Source organism: Plantactinospora solaniradicis (genome assembly GCF_042658085.1).
In the GTDB taxonomy this organism is placed as follows: domain Bacteria; phylum Actinomycetota; class Actinomycetes; order Mycobacteriales; family Micromonosporaceae; genus Plantactinospora; species Plantactinospora solaniradicis.
This window is the reverse complement of the sequence record NZ_JBHSPR010000032.1, coordinates 20709-40702: the sequence shown is the minus strand read 5'-3', so window position 1 is coordinate 40702 and position 19994 is coordinate 20709. Positions and strand designations below refer to the sequence as shown.

At 71.4% G+C, this 19994-nt stretch carries 20 protein-coding genes; 12 read left to right on the top strand and 8 right to left on the bottom strand.

Features of this window, described 5'->3' with window-relative positions; translation table 11 throughout:
• Positions 1 to 30: 30 nt before the first annotated feature.
• From ACFP2T_RS29065 to ACFP2T_RS29050, 4 genes are all read right to left on the bottom strand, one after another.
• Complete coding sequence (locus ACFP2T_RS29065) at positions 31 to 465, bottom strand: DUF3140 domain-containing protein (RefSeq protein WP_377427132.1); 435 nt, start codon at positions 463 to 465, stop codon at positions 31 to 33.
• Positions 458 to 670, bottom strand: coding sequence for a hypervirulence associated TUDOR domain-containing protein (locus ACFP2T_RS29060; RefSeq protein ID WP_377427130.1), 213 nt, complete (start codon positions 668 to 670; stop codon positions 458 to 460). The genes ACFP2T_RS29065 and ACFP2T_RS29060 overlap by 8 nt, the downstream gene beginning before the upstream one ends.
• Before the next feature lie 65 nt (positions 671 to 735).
• Positions 736 to 1338: a Uma2 family endonuclease gene (locus ACFP2T_RS29055; protein ID WP_377427127.1), complete on the bottom strand. Its 603-nt coding sequence runs from the start codon at positions 1336 to 1338 to the stop codon at positions 736 to 738.
• Between the two features lie 28 nt (positions 1339 to 1366).
• Positions 1367 to 2185, bottom strand: coding sequence for a class I SAM-dependent methyltransferase (locus ACFP2T_RS29050; protein ID WP_377428025.1), 819 nt, complete (start codon positions 2183 to 2185; stop codon positions 1367 to 1369).
• Positions 2186 to 2452: 267 nt separating this feature from the next.
• On the opposite strand from ACFP2T_RS29050, the gene rpsA reads away from it, so the two are divergent.
• The 3 genes from rpsA to uvrB all read left to right on the top strand — a co-directional run bounded on the left by rpsA (position 2453) and on the right by uvrB (position 8010).
• Positions 2453 to 4075 carry a 30S ribosomal protein S1 gene (gene rpsA / locus ACFP2T_RS29045; RefSeq protein WP_377427126.1) on the top strand — a complete coding sequence of 541 codons (1623 nt, stop codon included), beginning with the start codon at positions 2453 to 2455 and terminating at the stop codon, positions 4073 to 4075.
• Positions 4076 to 4396: 321 nt separating this feature from the next.
• On the top strand, positions 4397 to 5578 hold the full coding sequence (coaE, locus tag ACFP2T_RS29040; protein WP_377427124.1) for a dephospho-CoA kinase: 1182 nt from the start codon (positions 4397 to 4399) through the stop codon (positions 5576 to 5578).
• 326 nt (positions 5579 to 5904) lie between these two features.
• Entirely contained in the window at positions 5905 to 8010 is a 2106-nt protein-coding gene (uvrB, locus tag ACFP2T_RS29035) for an excinuclease ABC subunit UvrB (RefSeq protein ID WP_377427121.1), read from the top strand.
• Between the two features lie 12 nt (positions 8011 to 8022).
• Here the strand turns inward: uvrB and ACFP2T_RS29030 are convergent, their stop codons facing one another.
• Positions 8023 to 8802: an SDR family oxidoreductase gene (locus ACFP2T_RS29030; protein ID WP_377427119.1), complete on the bottom strand. Its 780-nt coding sequence runs from the start codon at positions 8800 to 8802 to the stop codon at positions 8023 to 8025.
• Positions 8803 to 8991: 189 nt separating this feature from the next.
• On the opposite strand from ACFP2T_RS29030, the gene ACFP2T_RS29025 reads away from it, so the two are divergent.
• The 6 genes from ACFP2T_RS29025 to ACFP2T_RS29000 are packed head-to-tail and all read left to right on the top strand — an operon-like array spanning position 8992 to position 14460.
• On the top strand, positions 8992 to 9186 hold the full coding sequence (locus tag ACFP2T_RS29025) for a hypothetical protein (protein ID WP_377427116.1): 195 nt from the start codon (positions 8992 to 8994) through the stop codon (positions 9184 to 9186).
• Positions 9183 to 10184 (top strand): STM4015 family protein, encoded by a 1002-nt coding sequence (locus ACFP2T_RS29020; RefSeq protein ID WP_377427113.1) that lies wholly within the window; start codon positions 9183 to 9185, stop codon positions 10182 to 10184. The genes ACFP2T_RS29025 and ACFP2T_RS29020 overlap by 4 nt, the downstream gene beginning before the upstream one ends.
• 16 nt (positions 10185 to 10200) lie before the next feature.
• A complete protein-coding gene (locus ACFP2T_RS29015) occupies positions 10201 to 11319 on the top strand; it encodes an STM4014 family protein (RefSeq protein WP_377427110.1) in 1119 nt (372 codons plus the stop codon).
• Positions 11316 to 12176, top strand: a complete 861-nt coding sequence (locus ACFP2T_RS29010) for an STM4013/SEN3800 family hydrolase (protein ID WP_377427108.1) — start codon at positions 11316 to 11318, stop codon at positions 12174 to 12176. The genes ACFP2T_RS29015 and ACFP2T_RS29010 overlap by 4 nt, the downstream gene beginning before the upstream one ends.
• Positions 12173 to 13561: an STM4012 family radical SAM protein gene (locus tag ACFP2T_RS29005; RefSeq protein WP_377427105.1), complete on the top strand. Its 1389-nt coding sequence runs from the start codon at positions 12173 to 12175 to the stop codon at positions 13559 to 13561. Before ACFP2T_RS29010 ends, ACFP2T_RS29005 begins: the two co-directional genes overlap by 4 nt.
• The gene (locus tag ACFP2T_RS29000; RefSeq protein WP_377427104.1) at positions 13558 to 14460 is read left to right on the top strand and encodes an STM4011 family radical SAM protein; all 903 of its coding nucleotides are present in this window, start codon (positions 13558 to 13560) and stop codon (positions 14458 to 14460) included. Before ACFP2T_RS29005 ends, ACFP2T_RS29000 begins: the two co-directional genes overlap by 4 nt.
• Here ACFP2T_RS29000 and ACFP2T_RS28995 read toward each other — a convergent pair.
• Positions 14435 to 14734, bottom strand: coding sequence for an antibiotic biosynthesis monooxygenase family protein (locus ACFP2T_RS28995; RefSeq protein WP_377427101.1), 300 nt, complete (start codon positions 14732 to 14734; stop codon positions 14435 to 14437). The two genes, ACFP2T_RS29000 and ACFP2T_RS28995, sit on opposite strands and share 26 nt — an antisense overlap.
• Before the next feature lie 110 nt (positions 14735 to 14844).
• On the opposite strand from ACFP2T_RS28995, the gene pnuC reads away from it, so the two are divergent.
• The 3 genes from pnuC (at position 14845) to ACFP2T_RS28980 (ending at position 17862) form a co-directional block, all read left to right on the top strand.
• Positions 14845 to 15498 (top strand): nicotinamide riboside transporter PnuC, encoded by a 654-nt coding sequence (pnuC, locus tag ACFP2T_RS28990; protein WP_377427099.1) that lies wholly within the window; start codon positions 14845 to 14847, stop codon positions 15496 to 15498.
• Entirely contained in the window at positions 15495 to 16565 is a 1071-nt protein-coding gene (locus tag ACFP2T_RS28985; protein ID WP_377427097.1) for an AAA family ATPase, read from the top strand. Before pnuC ends, ACFP2T_RS28985 begins: the two co-directional genes overlap by 4 nt.
• A 298-nt stretch (positions 16566 to 16863) precedes the next feature.
• Positions 16864 to 17862, top strand: a complete 999-nt coding sequence (locus ACFP2T_RS28980; protein ID WP_377427095.1) for a TerC family protein — start codon at positions 16864 to 16866, stop codon at positions 17860 to 17862.
• 13 nt (positions 17863 to 17875) lie between these two features.
• On the opposite strand, the gene ACFP2T_RS28975 is transcribed toward ACFP2T_RS28980, so the two are convergent.
• Complete coding sequence (locus tag ACFP2T_RS28975) at positions 17876 to 18808, bottom strand: C40 family peptidase (protein WP_377427092.1); 933 nt, start codon at positions 18806 to 18808, stop codon at positions 17876 to 17878.
• Positions 18809 to 18893: 85 nt separating this feature from the next.
• Positions 18894 to 19988 carry a mandelate racemase/muconate lactonizing enzyme family protein gene (locus tag ACFP2T_RS28970; RefSeq protein WP_377427090.1) on the bottom strand — a complete coding sequence of 365 codons (1095 nt, stop codon included), beginning with the start codon at positions 19986 to 19988 and terminating at the stop codon, positions 18894 to 18896.
• Positions 19989 to 19994: the final 6 nt, after the last annotated feature.

Below are 19994 nucleotides of genomic sequence, written 5' to 3'. Positions count from 1 at the left end.
ACGGTAGGGGGCGCCGTCGGGCCACGGTCCTCAACGCCGCCGGTTCCGCCCCGACGACCGTTCGGCGTCCTGATGCCGTTGCAGGGCCTTGCGGGACGGACCGCCGGGCGGCGGAAGAGGTTCCTTGAGCGGGTCGTGGCCCCAGTTCATCAGGGAGTAGCGCCACCGGGTGTTGCGTACGTCGCCGGACGGCCGCTGGGCCATGTGCCGCCGTACGTACCCGACGACCTTGCGCATGTGTGCCACGTCGCGCTCGGTGAACTGGTTCGCCCGCTTGCGCAACAGGTCCATGATCCGCCGGCCCGACTCGTGCCCGACCGACTCGCCGCCGCCCTTGTGCTGCCCCGCCGACTTCGAGTCGTCGGTGGCCAGCCACTTGCCGAGTTCGCCCGGGTTCATGTTGACCGCGTCCTTGAACTCCCGGACCGGGTCACGGTCGCTGCGGCCGTCGTTCCGCTTACTCATCGCGAAGCGCGTCCGGCTTGTGTACTGCGTCCCGCCCCTCGTCGGTGCGGACCCGGTACTGCGGATTCTCCTTCGACGCGGCGACGGTGCGCTTCCCGGCGTACGTCCGTTCGGTGATCTCCTCCTGGACGGTGCCGTGCGCGGTGGAGCCGTGACTGCGCCAGCTCACCCGGTCGCCCTTGTGCAGCTTCCTCCGTTCGGCCATGCGCTGCGTCTACCCGACCGGGTCGGGGCAAAACAGCTCCGGCCGGCCGTCCCGAATCGCCTCGGCTACGGCGTGATCTCCGCGATGGGGAGTTTGACCGGGAACGGCTGCTCCACCTCCAGCAGGTCGGCGGTCTCGGCGAGTAGTTCGTACTCCCGATCGCCGCTGCGGCCTGGCCGATCGGCCAGCCGGTACGCGTACACCCGGACCGGGTCCTGCTCCACCCGCCAGTAGCCCGGGATGCCCGCGCCGGCGTACTCGGCGGGCTTGCTGAACCGGTCGGTACGCCGGGTGCCGGGCGAGACGACCTCGACGGCGAGCACCACCTCGTGGGGCAGCAGGAACGACCGGTTCGGCGCGACCTCGGCCAGGTGCACCAGCACGTCCGGCTCGCGGGTGAAGTTGGCGCTCAGGGACACCCCGACCGCCTGTGCCGCCCGGAGATGGCCGGGCAGGTGCCTGCGAAGCCAGTTCCAGAGCAGGCCCGAGATGTTCTGATGGCCCAGGGTGGGGGAGGGGACCACGTGGATGACTCCGTCGAGGAGTTCGACGCGGGGGGCGTCCGGGGGCAGGTGTAGCAGGTCTTCCAGCGTGTAGCTGGCCTGGCGCTGCCGGATCGGGTCCGGCTGCCACGGCCCGGGGGTCTGCGCGATCGGCTCGGCGCTCACGGGGCCAGCATACGGAGCCGGAACGACGCTAGGCGGACGTGCTGTCCGGTTTGTCGCAGACGAAGATGGCGGTGCCGGGGAAGAGCCGGCCGCGCAGCGGGCTCCACTGCCCCCAGATCTGTTCGTGTCCGGCGGGCCACTCCGGTTCGAGGACGTCCCGCAGGACGAAGCCGGCACCGACGATCTCGCGTACCCGGTCGCCGAGGGTGCGGTGCTGCTCGACGTAGCTCGGCACGCCGGCGGCGTCCTGTTCGACGTACGGGCGGCGGTCGAAGTACGAGTGCGTGGCCGTCAGCCCGCCCTCGCCCGGATCGTCGAGGAAGATCCAGCGCATCGGGTGGGTGACCGAGAAGACCCACCGGCCGCCGGGGCGCAGCACCCGGAACACCTCGCGCAGTGCCGCCGCCGAGTCCGCCACGAACGGGATCGCGCCGAACGCCGTGCAGACGATGTCGAAGGTGGCGTTCCCGAACGGCAGCGCCAGGGCGTCGGCCTGGACCAGCGGCACGCGTACCCCGGAGGTGGCGGCGGCGAGCGCGGCGTGCCGCAGCATCCCGGCGGAGAGGTCCAGCCCGACCGGATGGGCGCCCCGGGTGGCCAGCCAGCGCGCCGCCGCGGCGGCGCCGCAGCCGAGTTCGAGCACCCGGCGGTCGCGCAGCTCGCCGAGCAGGTGGGCGTCGGCCTCGCGCAGCCCCTCCGGGCACCACACGAAGTCCACCTCGCCGAGGAACCCGCCGTGCTCGGCCTGGTAGTTGTCGGCGTCGGCATCCCACCACCGGCGGTTGGCCCACCGGCTCTCCCGGTCGCTGACCCGCCGTCGGAGCACTCCGGGCGCGTCGTCGTCGATCCGGGTGTCATCATCCACGTGGTCACGCTAGTGCCCTGGGCGGATCCGCGTCGCGCGTGGGCCGGCCCGACCAGGAGGTCAGGAACCCGTCGAAGCGGGGCGGATTCGAGCGTCGCGGGGAAGCTCTTCCCGAGCAGTGGACGGCGGATCTCATCACGTGCTGGGAGGGCTTGCATGCTGTGGTAATGCGCACGGTAAGCTGTTCGATGCGCTCGCGGATCGTGTGCCTCGGCAGGGAGCAGGTCCGCGGTCGTCGGATTACACCCAATGATCGGGACCACCGATCGGCGGGGTGACCGGCGGCGGATCCGGGGGCGTAAACGGGTCACCGCGACACAAACCTGCTGTGACATCCATCCGACCGGAGCAACCGCCCACATGACGAGCAGCATCGAGGCCCCCTCGAGCGCCAACAGGGTCACCATCGACGACCTCGGTTCCGAGGAAGCTTTCCTCGCCGCGATCGACGAGACCATCAAGTACTTCAACGACGGCGACATTGTCGAAGGCACCGTCGTCAAGGTCGATCGGGACGAGGTCCTGCTCGACATCGGCTACAAGACCGAGGGCGTCATCCCCTCGCGCGAGTTGTCGATCAAGCACGACGTGGACCCCGCCGAGGTGGTGTCGGTCGGTGATCACATCGAGGCGCTGGTCCTCCAGAAGGAGGACAAAGAGGGGCGCCTGATCCTCTCGAAGAAGCGGGCGCAGTACGAGCGCGCCTGGGGCACCATCGAGAAGATCAAGGACGAGGACGGCGTCGTCCGCGGTTCCGTCATCGAGGTGGTCAAGGGCGGCCTCATCCTGGACATCGGCCTGCGTGGCTTCCTGCCCGCCTCCCTGGTGGAGATGCGTCGGGTGCGGGACCTCCAGCCGTACGTCGGGCGCGAGCTCGAAGCCAAGATCATCGAGTTGGACAAGAACCGCAACAACGTGGTGCTGTCCCGCCGGGCCTGGCTCGAGCAGACCCAGTCCGAGGTGCGTACCGAGTTCCTCAACAAGCTGCAGAAGGGGCAGGTCCGCAAGGGCGTTGTCTCCTCGATCGTCAACTTCGGCGCGTTCGTCGACCTTGGCGGCGTGGACGGCTTGGTGCACGTCTCCGAGCTCTCCTGGAAGCACATCGACCACCCGTCCGAGGTCGTCGAGGTCGGCCAGGAGGTCGAGGTCGAGGTGCTGGACGTCGATCTCGACCGTGAGCGGGTCTCGCTGTCGCTGAAGGCGACCCAGGAGGACCCGTGGCGGCAGTTCGCCCGTACCCACGCGATCCAGCAGATCGTGCCGGGTAAGGTCACCAAGCTGGTGCCGTTCGGGGCGTTCGTCCGGGTTGACGACGGCATCGAGGGCCTGGTGCACATCTCCGAGCTCGCCGAGCGGCACGTGGAGATCCCGGAGCAGGTTGTCCAGGTCGGCTCCGACGTCATGGTCAAGGTCATCGACATCGACCTGGAGCGTCGGCGGATCTCGCTGTCGCTCAAGCAGGCCAACGAGGGCTTCGTCGAGGGCGAGGAGCACTTCGACCCGACCCTCTACGGCATGACGGCGACCTACGACAACGAGGGCAACTACATCTACCCGGAGGGCTTCGACCCGGAGACCGGGGAGTGGCTGGAAGGCTTCGACAAGCAGCGGGAGACCTGGGAGACCCAGTACGCCGAGGCTCGTACCCGCTGGGAGGCGCACACCAAGCAGGTGCAGAACTCCCGCGCTGCCGACGCCGAGGCTGCGGCCAACCCGACCCCGGCCGTCCCCGCCGCTGGCGGTGCCACCGGTGGCGGTGGCGGCACGTCGTCCAGCACCGCTCCGGCCCGCCAGGCCGAGGAGCCGGCCGGCACGCTGGCCACCGACGAGGCGCTCGCGGCGCTGCGCGAGAAGCTCGCCGGAGGCAAGTAGTCCCAAGACGGAGGCCCGTTCCCCATCCCCGGTTCCGCCGGGTCGGGGAGCGGGCCTCCGCCGTTTTCCGCCGGGTCGGGGAGCGGGCCTCCGCCGTTCTCCGCCGGGTCGGGGAGCGGGGCTGCTGCGCCGGTTCCGCTGGGTCGGGGAGCGGGGCTGCCTGCGCCGGTTCCGCTGGGTCGGGGAGCGGGGCTGCTGCGCCGGTTCCGCTGGGTCGGGGAGCGGGGCTGCCTGCGCCGGTTCCGCCGCTGCCACCCGGCCGGCGACACGCCCGCCCCGGGAGATCTTGGCGGCTCGGCGCCGATCGGGTTGACTGGACCGGTGCTGAAGGTCGGACTCACCGGTGGGATCGGATCGGGCAAGAGTGTCGTCGCGGCCCGACTGGCCAGTCTCGGGGCGGTCGTGATCGATTCCGACCGGATCTCCCGTGAGGTGGTTGCTCCGGGTACGGACGGGCTGCGGGAGGTGGTGGCCGCCTTCGGCGCCCGGGTGTGCCGCGACGACGGCAGCCTGGACCGGGCGGCACTCGGTGAGGTCGTCTTCGCCGACCCGGCGGCGCGAGCTCGACTGGAGGAGATCATCCACCCCCGGGTACGCGCCCGCACCGCACAACTCGTCGCGGAGGCGGCCCCGGACGCGATCGTGGTCAACGACGTACCGCTGCTGGTCGAGGTGGGGCTCGCCCCGACGTACCACCTGGTGGTGGTGGTACGGGCGGCGGAGGGGACCCGGATCGGCCGACTCGTCCGGGACCGTGGCATGACCCCGGAGCAGGCGGGGCAGCGGATCGGGGCCCAGGCCGGCGACGACCGGCGGGAGGCCGCCGCCGACGTTTTGCTGGACAACGACGGCGAACTTCCCGAGCTGTACGCCGCGGTGGACGCGCTCTGGCACGACCGGCTGCTGCCGTACGAGCGGAACGTCCGGGCGCGCCGGCCGGTACGGGCCGACGAGGTCCGGCTGGTCGAGCCCGACCCGAACTGGGCGGGCGAGTTCGCCCGGCTGGCGGCGCGGATCCGGCACGCGGTACGCCCCGTGGAGGCGCGGGTCGATCACATCGGCTCGACGGCGGTTCCCGGGCTGGCCGCCAAGGACGTCATCGACATCCAGCTCGGCGTGGCCGCCCTGGCGGAGGCCGACGCGCTCGCCGAACGGCTGGCCGACGCGGGATTTCCCCGGTGTCCGGGGCAGTGGTGGGACCAGCCCCGCTACCCGGACGGCGGGGACCGGTGGGAGAAGCGGCTGCACGGCGGTGCCGACCCGGGCCGGCTCGTGAACCTGCACGTCCGGGTGACGGGCTCGCCCGGCTGGCGGTATGCCCTGCTGATGCGGGACCACCTGCGGGCCGACCCGGAGCAGCGGGCGGGTTACCTGGCCGTCAAGCGGGCGCTGGCGGAGATCGGTCCGGACCTCGACGCGTACTCCGGCGCCAAGGAGCCGTGGTTCGACCTGGAACACCGGCGCGCGGAGGAGTGGGCGGCAGCGAGCGACTGGCGGCCCTGAGCGGACCCCTGACGGCGAGCGGACCCCTGACGGCGAGCGGGCTCCTGAGGGCCTTTCCGGACGAAGGGGCGCTCGCGGCGGCCGGTCTGCGCTCTCGCGCGACCGCATCAGGTGCGCACGCCGGCCTGCGCCGGGGCTGCAACCTCTGCGCCGGGTGCGACGATACCGGTGTGGCGGCTTCGTCGCTTACCCGGTCGGCCGCCGCGAGCGGCCTACCCTAGAACGGTATCGCGGTGATCTTTGACACACAATGACGATATCGAAGCCGATCGTGTACCCACCGTCGCCCCGGCGGCTTGTCACACCGTCGGCGTACGGTTGAGGTCATGGCGCTCGACATTCCACGACTTGACGGCCGCTTCGAGGTGGTCAGCGAGTTTGTTCCCTCCGGCGACCAGCCGACTGCCATCGACGATCTTGAGCGCAGGGTGCGGCGCGGCGACCGGAACTCGGTGCTGCTCGGCGCCACCGGCACGGGTAAGAGTGCGACCACGGCCTGGTTGATCGAGCGGCTACAGCGGCCGACCCTGGTGCTGGCGCCCAACAAGACCCTCTGCGCCCAGCTCGCCAAGGAGTTCAGCGAGCTGATGCCGCACAACGCGGTCGAATACTTCGTCTCGTACTACGACTACTACCAGCCCGAGGCGTACATCCCGCAGAGCGACACCTACATCGAGAAGGACTCCTCGATCAACGAGGAGGTCGAGCGGCTGCGGCACGCCACCACGATGTCCCTGCTGACCCGTCGGGACGTGATCGTGGTGGCCACGGTCTCCGCGATCTACGGCCTGGGCACCCCGCAGGAATACCTCGACCGCTCGGTCCGGATCAGGACCGGCCAGGAGGTCGAACGGGACAAGCTGCTCCGCCGGCTGGTCGACATCCAGTACACCCGCAACGACATGGCGTTCAATCGGGGCACGTTCCGGGTCCGGGGCGACACCCTGGAGATCATCCCGGCGTACGAGGAACTGGCGCTGCGGATCGAGTTCTTCGGCGACGAGGTGGAGAAGCTCTACTACCTGCACCCGCTGACCGGTGAGGTGGTCCGTGAGGTGGACCACCTGCTGATCTTCCCCGCCACCCACTACACCGCCGGGCCGGAGCGGATGGAGCGGGCGCTGGCCGGCATCGAGGCCGAGCTGGCCGAGCGGCTGGCCGAGTTGGAGCGCCAGGGCAAGCTGCTGGAGGCGCAGCGGCTGCGGATGCGGACCAGCTACGACATCGAGATGATGCGCCAGGTCGGCTTCTGCTCCGGCATCGAGAACTACTCGATGCACATCGACGGCCGCTCGCCGGGCAGTGCCCCGCACTGTCTGCTCGACTACTTCCCGGACGACTTCCTGACCGTGATCGACGAGTCGCACGTGACGATCCCGCAGATCGGCGCGATGTACGAGGGCGACGCCTCCCGCAAGCGGATGCTGATCGACCACGGCTTCCGGCTGCCCAGCGCGGCCGACAACCGCCCGCTGCGGTTCGACGAGGTCCTGGACCGGGTCGGCCAGATGGTCTTCCTCTCCGCCACCCCGGGGCCGTGGGAGCTGGAGCAGGCCCAGGGCGAGGTGGTCGAGCAGGTGATCCGGCCGACCGGCCTGATCGACCCCGAGGTGATCGTCAAGCCCACCAAGGGGCAGATCGACGACCTGATGCACGAGATCAAACTGCGTACCGAGCGGGACGAGCGGGTGCTGGTCACCACGCTGACCAAGAAGATGGCCGAGGACCTCTCCGACTACCTGCTGGAGCACGGCATCCGGGTCCGGTACCTGCACTCCGAGGTCGACACGCTGCGCCGGGTCGAGCTGCTGCGCGAGCTGCGCAAGGGCGACTACGACGTACTCGTCGGGATCAACCTGCTGCGGGAGGGTCTGGACCTGCCCGAGGTGTCGCTGGTCGCGATCCTCGACGCCGACAAGGAGGGCTTCCTGCGCAGCGGCCGATCGTTGATCCAGACCATCGGCCGGGCCGCCCGTAACGTCTCGGGCCAGGTGCACATGTACGCCGACAAGATGACCCCGTCGATGGCTGCCGCGATCGACGAGACGAACCGCCGCCGGGCCAAGCAGGTGGCGCACAACGAGGCGAACGGGATCAGTCCCGAGCCGCTGCGGAAGAAGATCCACGACATCCTGGACGACATCTACCGGGAGGCCGAGGAGAACGAGAGCACCGCCACCCGGGTCGGCGGCGGGGTGCGGCAGATGTCCCGGGGCAAGGCGCCGGAGACCCGCAGCCGAGGCCGGGTCGGGACGGCGCCGGCCCGGGAGGGGATGGCCCGTGCCGAGTTGGCCCAGCTCATTCAGGAGTTGAACGACCAGATGCTCGCCGCGGCCCGGGAGTTGCAGTTCGAACTCGCCGCCCGGATCCGGGACGAGGCCGCCGAGCTGAAGAAGGAACTGCGCGGGATGGACGCGGCCGGGATGAAGTGACCCCGGCCCGGTTCAGGCGTACCGGTCGAAGCCGCCCTCGGAGTCGATCACCTGTCCGGTGAGCCACCGTCCGTCGGGTGAGCAGAGCCACTCGATCAGCCGGGCCGCGTCGTCCGGGCGGCCCCACTCGCCGCCCGGAAACATCCGCCCGACCACGGCCAGGGTCTCCGGTGACGCGTAGCCGGTGTCGGTCGGCCCGGGGTTGATGCAGTTCACCGTGATGCCCTTCGGCATGAGCAGGGGGCTCAACTGCCGGGTGAGGTTCTCCACGCCGGCCTTGCTGGCCGCGTACGCCAGTTCGCCCGGCATCGGACCGAGCCGTTGACCGCTGGTGAACAGCACCAGCCGGCCGCCGGAGCCGGCGTCGAACGCCGCCGCGAACGCCTCGGCCAGCAGCAGGGTGGCCCGGACGTTGACGATCAGGTGCCGGTCGATCTCGGCGGCGTCGAGCCCGTTCAGCGGGGTGTGCGTCGAGTAGGCGTGTGCCGCGACCACGACGTCCAGCCGGTCGTGCGTGCGTACCGCCGTCTCGATCAGTTCGGCGGGTGCGGCCGGGGAGGTCAGGTCGACGGCCCGGTAGCGGACCGCGTCGGGATCGCCGGTCACCCCGTGCAGTTCGGCCAGCAGTGCGGGTACGCCGTCGGGGTCGCCGCCGTAGGGCTGCGCGTCGTCGTATCCGGGCAGGCCGGTGAGCTGTAGGCGGTAGCCGGCGGCGGCGAACCGGCGGGCCACCGCCGCGCCGATGCCGATTCGTCGGCTGACCCCGGTGACGAGGGCTACCCGTTCATCCATGTGCCGAGTCAACCGGATCGGCCGGCTCCTGGCCACCCGGTTCCGGGTCGGGCGGGCCCGTTGCGGCGCCGTACCGGTGTTCAGAGCCAGGAGTGTCCACAGTGGTATGGATGCCGTCGCGGCGGGCGGTGGGATGTCGGTGTGACTTGTTAGGGTTTTGCCGCCCTCGAGTGCTTCGGAGTCGCACAGATGACGATCAATTCGCACATCACCGAGTTCGCCGGCCTGCCGGTGGTGGACGTCGATCCCGACCGACCGGCGGGCGTGGCGTCGGATGCGGTCGCCCGGCGGCTTCGACTGCGCGACAGCCCGGAGGGCGGCGACCTGGTCGACGCCAGGAAGGCCGGCCGGAACGGTGCCCGGTACATCGCGGTGGCCGAGTGAGGACCAGTTTCCACCGGCACGCACGCGAGTTCGCCGGACTGCCCGTGTTCGGGCTGACCCAGCACTGGTCGGACGATCCGCCGGTGCTGGTTCCCGAGGCGGGGCTGCCGCTCAACCCCCGGTCAGTGGCCTGGCGGATCGAGGCGTGGGAGGACGACGACAACTGGGACTACGGACCCTCGCCGGCCTTCCAGAGCGCGTTCGAACAGTTCCTCGACCTCGTCAACCCGGCCGGCGTCCGGGCCCTGGTGATCGGGCAGTGGGGCTACTCCGCCATGAACGCCGCACCGATCGACCAGCTCTGCGCCGCCGCCTCCCGTCTGACCGGGCTGCGCGCGCTCTTCCTCGGTGACGTTCCCGCCGAGGAGTGCGAGCTGTCGTGGATCTGCCAGGGGGACGTCACGCCACTGCTGGCCGCGTACCCGAAGCTGGAGGTCCTGCGGATCCGCAGCGGCGACACGAACTCCGAGCACGGCACCGGCCTGGAACTCTCGCCGATCCGGCACACCGCGCTGCGCGAGCTGGTTGTCGAGTCCGCGGGGCTGTCGGCCGCCGTGGTCCGGGCGGTGGGCGAGTGCGACCTGCCGGCGCTGGAGCATCTGGAGCTGTGGCTCGGCACCGATCGGTGGGGTGGCGACGCCTCGGTGGAGGATCTGGCGCCGGTGCTGGATGGCGGGCGGTTGCCGGCGTTGGTGTCGTTGGGTCTGCGGAACGCGGAGATCGCCGATCGGGTTGCGGGGGCGTTGGCGGGTGCGCCGGTGGTGGCGCGGTTGCGGCGGCTGGATCTGTCGTTGGGGACTCTGGGCGACGAGGGGGCCGCGGCGTTGTTGGCGGGGCAGCCGTTGACCCATCTGGATCGGCTCGACCTGCGGCATCACTACATCGGGCGGGAGTTGGCGGCGCGGCTGGTCGCGGAGCTGCCCGGCGTCGAGGTCAGCCTGGCCGAGGCCGAGGTGCCCGACGGGCACGGCGACCGGTACGTGGCCGTCGACGAGTGACTGGCATGATCGACGGATGACTGGCAGGGCGCCGCTGGTGGTCGTCGGCAACCCGGACAACCGGCGGGTGACGCTGTTCCGGACCGCCGCTGCCGAGGCCGGCGTGCCGACCACGGTGCTGCCGTGGCGGCGGTTGGTGGCCGCCCCGGTCCGACTGCCACGGCAGGCCATGGTCCGGATCGACTCACCGGGCGAGGACGCGGAGGTCGACCGGCTGCTGCGGGGTGCCGGCCGACCGGCCGAGCACGGCGAGATCATCGGACTCGCACCCTGGTACGCCGGCCTGCGCGCCGCCCTGGATCGGCTCGACGAGGCCGCCCACGCCGCCGGAGCGACCCTGCTCAACCCGCCGTCCGACGTTCTCGGGATGTTCGACAAACGCACCTGTCACGCCCGGCTGACCGCCGCCGGAGTTCCCGTGCCGCCGGCACTGCCTCGGCCGGGCGGCCTCGGCGATTACGGCGAGCTGCGGGCGGCGATGCGGGCCGCCGGCTGGCACCGGGTCTTCGTCAAGCCCGCGCACGGCTCGTCGGCCTCCGGGGTGCTCGCCCTCCAGGTGGCACCCGGCCGGATCCGGGCCACCACCTCGGTCGAACTCGCCGCCGACGGCCGGTTGTTCAACTCGCTGCGGGTCCGGGACTACACCGGGGAGCGGGAGGTCGCGACCATCGTGGACCGGCTCGCCCCGGACGGGCTGCACGTCGAGCGCTGGTTCCCCAAGGCGGGGCTGGACGACGCGACGATCGACCTGCGGGTGCTGGTCGTCGCCGGGCGGCCAGAGCATGTCGTGGTCCGGTCCAGCCCCGGTCCGCTGACCAACCTGCACCTGGGCAACGCCCGGGGGGATCTCGGCGCGGTGCGTACGGCAATGGGCGAACGGGCGTACGCGGCGGCGCTGCACAGCTGCGTACGGGCCGCCGCATGCTTCTCCACCAGCCTGCACGTCGGGGTGGACCTGTTGGTCGGCACCGACTGGCGGCGGCATGCGGTCGCCGAGGTGAACGCGTTCGGGGACCTCCTCCCCGGAGTGTTCGACCCGGCGGGCCGGGACAGCTACGCGGCCGAACTGCATGCGCTGAGGTCCGGTCGGTTCGACCGGTGGCGGGCCGGGACGTCGGCCGGGAGGGCAGCATGAAAGACCTGATCGGCACCCATGACCTGTTGTTCGTCACCCTCGACACGCTCCGCTACGACGTGGCGGCCGAGCTGGCCGCCGCCGGGCGTACGCCGAACCTGGCGCGGGCGTTGCCGGACGGGGTGTGGGAGCGTCGGCACAGTCCGGCCAGCTTCACCTACGCGGCACACCAGGCGTTCTTCGCCGGCTTCCTGCCCACCCCGACCACTCCCGGTCCACATCCCCGGCTCTTCGCGGCGGCGTTCCCGGGCAGCGAGACGACCGGCGAGCAGACCTGGACCTTCGACGCCCCGGACGTGGTCCGCGCGCTGGCCGACGCCGGCTACCACACCGTCTGCGTCGGCGGGGTCGGCTTCTTCAACGGCAAGTCACCGCTGGGCGGCGTACTGCCGGGGCTGTTCGCCGAGGCGCACTGGGAAGCCGAGTTCGGCGTCTCCGCGCCGCGTTGCTTCGAGGCGCAGCTCGACCGGATCGCCGCCGTGCTGCCGACGGTGCCGGAGGAGAAGCCGCTGTTCCTGTTCGTCAACGTCGCCGCGATCCACCAGCCGAACCGCCACTACCTGCCGGGCGCCGACCGGGACAGCCGGGACAGCCACGCCGCCGCGCTGGAGTACGTCGACCGGCACATCGGTCGGCTCTTCGCCCTCGTCACCTCCCGGGACCGGCCGTGCCTGGTGCTGCTCTGCGCCGACCACGGCACGGCGTACGGCGAGGAGGGGCACAGCGGGCACCGGCTCGGCCACGAGGTGGTGTGGACGGTGCCGTACGGGCAGTTCGTGCTCGACCCCGGTGACTGGGGCAAGCCGGGGGACTGGCCCGAGTCGGGTGATCCGGCCGGGCGGGGAGTGCCGGGGTGAACCCGCTCGATGGCTCGCCGTACCAGGGCTACCTGTACGCGTACCCGCACAAGACGGCGTACCGGCCGTTGCGTCCGCGCCCCGCGCTGCGTGAGGTCTGGGCGGCGGAGCCACGCGACGCCCTCTTCCTCTATCTGCACCTGCCGTTCTGCGAGATGCGCTGCGGGTTCTGCAACCTGTTCACCCGGTCGAATCCGCCCGGCGAGCAGGTGACCGCCTACCTTGCCCAGTTGGGTCGGCAGGCCGGGCGGGTACGCGCGGCGCTCGGCGACGCCGGGTTCGCCAGGGTGGCCGTCGGTGGCGGTACCCCGACCTACCTGACGGCGGGCGAGCTGAACTCGATGTTCGACCTGCTCGCCGGCTTCGGCGCCCGGGTCGGCGCGGTGCCGACGGCGGTCGAGACCTCGCCGAGCACCGCCACCCCGGACCGGATCGGGGTGCTCGCCGAACGCGGCGTCACCCGGGTCAGCATCGGGGTGCAGAGTTTCCTCGACGCCGAGGCGCGGGCGGCCGGCCGTCCGCAGCGCCGGACCGACGTCGAGCGTGCCCTGGCCACCATCCGGAGCTGTGGCATCCCGGAGCTGAACCTCGACCTGATCTACGGCATCCCCGGGCAGACCGAACGGACCTGGGCCGAGTCGCTCTCCTGCGCCCTGCACTGGCGGCCGGAGGAGGTGTTCCTCTACCCGCTCTACGTCCGACCGCTCACCGGCCTCGGCCGACGGACATCCACAGTAGACATCGGCGGGTCCGGCCCGGTGCACGGAGCCGGGCCCGACGGCGGGGACACCGCCGACCCGAGCTGGGACGCGCAGCGGCTCACGCTCTACCGGCAGGGCCGGGACACCCTGCGGGCCGCCGGCTACCGGCAACTCTCGCTGCGTCACTTCCGCCGCGCCGACCTGGCGCCCGAGCACGACCCGGAGGCGAGGGGGCCGGTCTACTGCTGCCAGGACGACGGCATGGTCGGGCTCGGCTGTGGTGCCCGCTCGTACACCACCGACCTGCACTACTCGTTCGACTACGCGGTCGGGGTCCGGCACGTCCGGACCATCATCGACGACTATCTGCGTCGGCCGGAAGCCGACTTCGACGTCGCCGAGGTCGGCTTCCGGCTGGATCCGGTGGAGCAGCGCCGACGGTGGCTGGTCAAGTCGCTGCTCCGCGCGGACGGGTTCGATCCGGCGGCGTACCGGGACCGGTTCGGCCAGCCCGTCGACGACGACTTTCCACAGCTCGACGTGCTCGCCGACCGGGGCTGGCTGGGCTCGGCGGGCGACCGGACCGCGCTGTCCGACGCCGGGCTGGAGCGTGCCGACGCGATCGGCCCCTGGCTGGTCTCCGCCCCGGTACGCCGGGCGATGGCCGGGTACCCGCTCCGATGAACCTCTCCGTGCTGTACCGGGGACCGTTGGCGAGCTGCAACTACGACTGTCCGTACTGTCCGTTCGCCAAGCGGCGGGACAGCCGCGCCGAGTTGGACGCCGACCGGGCCGCGCTGGGCCGGTTCGTCGACTGGGCGACCCGCAACCCGGACGCCGACCGGCTCTCGGTGCTGTTCACCCCGTGGGGCGAGGGACTCACCCGGTCCTGGTACCGGGACGCGCTGGTCCGGCTCTCCCACCTGGCGCACCTGGACCGGGTGGCGATCCAGACCAACCTGGCCTGCCGGCTGGACTGGCTGGACGACGCCGACCGCCGGACCGTCGCGCTCTGGGCCACCTTCCACCCCGGCCAGGTGGGCCGGGAGACGTTCCTGCGCCGCTGCGACCGGTTGGTCGAACTGGGGGTGCGGTTCTCGGTCGGCGTGGTCGGGCTGCCGACGCACCTGGCCGAGGCGCGGGCGCTGCGGGACGCGTTGCCCGCCGACGTCTACCTCTGGGTGAACGCGGCGCAGGGGCAGCACTACACCGCCGAGCAGGAGACCGACTGGTCGGCCGTCGACCCGCTGTTCGGGTACAGCGTGCGACCCCATCCGTCGGCCGGGGCGCCGTGCCGGGCCGGGGAGACGGTGATCTCGGTGCGTGGGGACGGCAGCGTGCGGCGGTGCCACTTCGTGGACACCCCGTTGGGCAACCTCTACGACGGGTCGTACCGCGCCGCGCTGCGGCCCCGTCCGTGTCCGAACGCGGCCTGCGACTGCCACATCGGGTACGTCCACCTGAAGACCCTGCCGCTGTACGACGTCTTCGCCGGCGGGGTACTGGAGCGGGTCCCCGCCGATCCGGGCTGGGGCGTACCGGCCGCCGCGGTGGCGGTCAGGCCGGCGGTGCGACGTCCGTGAAGTGCTCGACCACCGGCGGTGCCGCGAAGTACGGGCCGATCAGCGAGCGCCAGGTGGTGAACCGCTCGGTCTCCCGGAAGTTCTCCAGGTGGGCCGCGACCGAGTCCCACTCGACCAGCAGCACGAACCGTGACGGCGACTCGATGCCACGGGTCATCCGTACCGAGCGGCAACCGGGTGTACCGGCCAGCACCGGATGACCCTTGGCGTACGCCTGCGCGAACGCGTCCTCCTGACCGGCGAGCACGTCGATCAGCGCAACCTCCAGCACCATGCCCGGATCTTGGCACGGGCTGGTCCGGCGGGTCGATCGGGGGTCTACCCGTCCCGGCAGACGGTCCCTACCGTAGGACCTCCAGGGGGATCTTGCGCGGGAGGTGCGGCATGCTCGACTGGCTTACCGGTACGGCGTTCACCGTGGCGGACACGCCCACCAGCCGGGCCGAACTGCTCGGCTTCGCGACCGGCGTGCTCAACGTCTGGCTGCTGGCCCGGCAGCGGATGTGGAACTGGCCGATCGGCATCGCCAACGTACTGCTGCTGATGCTGCTGTTCTGGACGGCCGGCCTGTACGCCGATGCCGGCCTACAGGTCGTCTACGTCGCGCTCGGACTGTACGGCTGGTGGGCGTGGCTGTTCGGTGGTGCCGAGCGGAGCCGGCTGGTGGTCAGCCGGACCGGTGCCCGGGAGTGGATGGTGCTGGCCAGTTCCGGTGCCGTGCTGACGCTGCTGCTGTGGCTGTTCCTGGACCGGGCCACCGACTCGACAGTGCCGTTGCCGGACGCGGTGACCACCGCACTGTCCCTGATGGCGACGTACGGCCAGTGCCGGAAGCGGGTGGAGAGCTGGTGGATCTGGATCGCCGCCGACCTGATCTACATCCCGCTCTACGCGTACAAGGGGCTGTACCTCACCGCCGGCCTGTACCTGGTCTTCCTCGCACTCTGCGTGTTCGGGTTGCGTAACTGGCAGGCCGACCTGCGCCGGCTCACCGCGGCGCGGCCGGTGGCTCCTGGTCCGGCGCCCGCCACGACGTGAGTACCCGGTTCGGGCACGGGCTGGTGGTCGGCAAGTTCTATCCGCCGCATGCCGGGCACCACGCACTGATCGCGGCGGCGGCCCGGCGGTGCGCCGCCGTCACGGTGGTGGTCGCGCCGTCCCGGCGGGAGTCGATTCCGCTCGGGTCGCGGCTGGACTGGCTACGCGAGACGCACGCCGCCGACCCGCACGTCCGGTTCGTGGGCCGGTACGACGACCATCCGGTGGACTATGCCGATCCGGCGGCGTGGGAGGCGCACTGCGCGGTGTTCCGGGAGGCCGTCGGCGGGATTCGGGTGGACGCGGTCTTCTCCTCGGAGGCGTACGGTGCCGAACTGGCTCGCCGGTTCGATGCGGTCAACGTCCTGGTCGACCCGGACCGGGCGGCCGTGCCCGTCTCCGGCAGCGCGGTCCGGGCCGATCCGGTGGCGCACTGGGAGCTGCTCGGTCCGCCGGTGCGGGCCTGGTTCGTCCGCCGGGTCGTCGTGGTCGGGGCCGAGTCGACCGGGACCACCACGATCGCCGAGGCGTTGGCCGGGCACTACCGGACGGCCTGGGTGCCGGAGTACGGCCGGGAACTCACCGCCGACAAGTTGGCCCGGTTGCGTCAGGTCAAGCCGGAGGCGACGGTCTTCGACGTCGAATGGGACCGGGCCGACTTCCTGTCGGTGGTCCGCGAGCAGCGGGCGGCGGAGGACGCCGCGGCACGCCGGAGCGGGCCACTGCTGTTCTGCGACACCGACGCCCGGGCCACCGCGGTCTGGGAGGAGCGCTATCTCGGGTCGGCGTCGCCGCAGGTCCGGGCCGCGGCCCGGAGGCCCGACCTGTACCTGCTGACGGACCATCGCGGGGTGCCGTTCCACGACGACGGGCTCCGCGACGGCGAGCATCTACGGGAATGGATGACCGGTCGGTTCCGGGAGGTACTGGCCGATTCCGGCGTACCAGTGATTGAACTCACCGGGCCACATCCGGAGCGGCTCCGCGCCGCGGTCCGGGCCTGCGACGCGCTGTTGGCGGCGGGTTGGTCCCTGTCCGCCCCGATGTCGCCCGGGGCTGACACCTAGGGTCCTAGGATGATTACCGAGGGTGCCGGCTAGCACACGAAGCTAGGGGAGATGCGCAACCGACGGGGAATGGTGAACAATGGCCCTGTAGGAGGGGAGTATTCCTTCGCGACGGTGTCGTCAACACGGTCGTCGGTCGGTCAACAGCCGGCACGACGACCCGGCACCGTAGGTTGTCGCCGCGCGGTCCGTGCGGCGGTGGCGGAAGAGACCTCCGACAGTCACCACCGTTTACACCGCCTGACGCACGTGACCCACGTGCCGACCGGCGGTGCCGCGTGTCTGCCGGAGGAGTGTCTTGAACGTGTCCGCCTGGGTATGGGCCATCTCGCTTGTCGTGCTGACGGCGGTCCTGATACTCGATCTCGTCGTCATCGGCCGTCGACCCCACGAGCCGAGCCTGCGCGAATCGGGTCTCTGGGTCGCCTTCTACGTCGGTCTTGCGCTGATCTTCGGGGTCGGTCTGGCCCTGACCAACGACTTCACCATCGCCGGGGAGTTCTATACCGGCTGGCTCACCGAGTACAGCCTCTCGGTGGACAACCTCTTCGTCTTCGTGATCATCATGGCCCGGTTCGGGGTGCCCCGGCAGTACCAGCAGAAGGTGCTGATGATCGGCATCGTGCTGGCCCTGGTCCTGCGGGGTGGTTTCATCGCCGCCGGAGCCGCCCTGCTGGCCCAGTTCTCCTGGGTGTTCTACATCTTCGGCGCCTTCCTGATCTACACGGCGATCAACTTCTTCCGGCAGGGCGAGCCGAACGAGGAGGACTTCAAGGAGAACGCGCTGATCCGGTGGAGCCGCCGGGCCCTGCCGGTCTCCCGGGACTTCTCCGGCACCCGCCTGACGGTCCAGGAGAACGGTCGGCGGCTCTTCACCCCGATGCTGATCGTGCTGATCGCGATCGGCACCACCGACCTCGTCTTCGCGCTGGACTCGATCCCGGCGATCTTCGGGATCACCCAGGAGCCGTACCTGGTCTTCACCGCCAACGTCTTCGCGCTGATGGGGCTGCGGCAGCTCTACTTCCTGCTCGGGGGCCTGCTGGACCGGCTGGTCTACCTCAACATCGGTCTCGCGGTGGTGCTCGGCTTCATCGGCGTCAAGTTGGTGCTGGAGGCGCTCGCGGGCAACAACCTCGGGTTCCTCAACGGCGGCGAGCCGATCGGTTGGGCGCCGCACATCCCGATCTGGCTCTCGCTCACCATCATCCTGGGCACCCTGGCGATCGCGACCGTGGCCAGTCTGATCAAGTCGAGCCGGGACCGCCGGGCGGAGGAGCAGGTGCCGGTCGGCTGACCGCCGGAGCGGCTCAGAGGGCAACCCGATGCGCGCCGACCAGGGTCGCGGTCCGGTCGGCGGGCATCGGTTCCTCCAGCACCCGCCGCTTCGTGTAGCAGGCGTGCAGCATGCGCCGGGCGCCCTGCGGGCCGGGCCGGGCGGTGACGATCCCGATGTGGTGGACCCGCCGGCCGGGCCGGGCGAAGAAGTAGAGGTCGCCGGGGCACTCGGCGCCGAGCGGCACCGGCGTGGTCGCCGCCGCCTGGTCGTCGGCGTCCCGGGGCAGCCGGACCCCGAACCGACGCCAGGCCAGGTGCACCAGTCCGGAGCAGTCGATGCCGTACGCCGAGACGCCACCCCAGACGTAGACGACGTCGCGCAGCCGGCAGGCCACCGTGAGCACCTCCACCGCGCTCGGCAGGCGGGTCGGCGCGGGCGCCAGATGTCCCTCGGTCACCCACAGCGGCTGTTCGTGGCCGGGCACCCGGACGGGGCGCCAGCCGTTCCGGGCCGGTCCCGCCCCGGTCAGCCGGGTGCCCAGGATGACGCCGGGCAGCACCAGCGCGCCGGCCGGGGCGGCGTGTAGCCGGGTCACCGTGGCCGCCACCACCAGAGTCGGGCCGGGGGGCGCCTCGTCCGGTCCGGCGGGCGCGGCGAGCTGTTCGAGCGGCAACCAGCCGGGGTAGCCCCGCGGGTCGAGTTTGGCCGCCGGCTGCTCCACCGCGACGAGCCGGACCCAGCCGTCCGGCCTGACCTCTTCGATCAGCACCCGCTCGCCGAGCAGCAGTTGGCTGAGTACGCAGTCCCCGACCCGTTGGTCGGAACTCATTCCGGAGATCCATCCCGCGATGTCGGTCCGGCTCGACAGGGCTGGCGCGTCCACCGGCCGGACGGCCTCGGGGCGTGCCCAGAGGGTGGCGACGGCGACCCGGACGACGGCCTCCTGGCCGGCGCGCAGCACCATGTCGATCCCACCCGTCCTCGACCGCTCTCCGTCCGAACGATATGAAACTTAGCGCCGCACTGCAACGTTTAGTTGAACATTGCCTTCACCGCTGTTGTGGCAGCGGGGCGTGCAGGCCGGCGATGCCCAGCCCCGGTGCGTCCGGCAGCAGCACGTTCGGGCCCTCGTAACGGATCCCGCCCTGCACCGGTGACCAGGCCAGCCACCAGGCGGCGTCCAGATCGGACACCGCGCTGGTGCCGTACGCCGCGACCAGGCTGGCCGCCGCGCCCAACCCGATCTGGCTTTCCATCATCGACCCGACCACGGTCCCGACGCCATGCTCTGTCGCCAGTTCCAGCAGAGTCCGTGCCGGACCGAGCCCGCCGCACTTGGCCAGCTTGACGTTGACCATGTCCGCGGCACGGCGCTGGATCACCTCGACCAGGTCCCGCACCCCGTACACCGCCTCGTCGGCCAGGATGGGCAGGTCGACCCGGTCACTGACCCAGGCCAGGCCGGCGATGTCCCGACTCGGCACCGGTTGCTCGACGAGTTCGACGTCGAGCCCGGCGTCCTCGATGCCCCGGATCACCCGGACCGCCTCCCGGGGCGTCCACCCCTGGTTCGCGTCGAGCCGGATCCGGGCCTGCGGTCCGGCGGCCGCCCGTACCGCCCGGACCCGGGCCAGGTCACCCGCCGCGTCGGTGCCGACCTTCACCTTGAGCACGTCGAAGCCCTCGGCGACCCGCTGTCTGGCCGCACCGGCAAGTTCGACGGCGTCTCCGGCCGAGAGGGTGACGTCGGTGGGCACCCGGCGGGACACCCCGCCGAGCAGCCGGACCAGCGGTACGCCGAGCCGGCGGGCCGCCAGGTCGTGCAGGGCGGTGTCCACCGCTGCCTTGGCCGCCTCGTTGCCGACCACCGCCCGACGTACCTCGGCGCACCGGGCCACCAGGTCGTCGGCGTCACGGCCGGTGAGCAGGGGCGTGAGCATCTCCTCGACGCAGGCCCGCGCCCCGCCGATGGAGGCGCCGGTGACCTGCCACACCTGGGGTGCCTCGCCGAACCCGGACCGCCCGTCGGTGTCGACCACCTCCACGACCAGGGTCTCTACTGTGGAGGTACGGCGCAGTGCGGTCACGAACGGGGTGTGCAGCGGAGCGGAGAGCCGGTGAGTGCGTACCGAGGCGATCGACATGGGGGC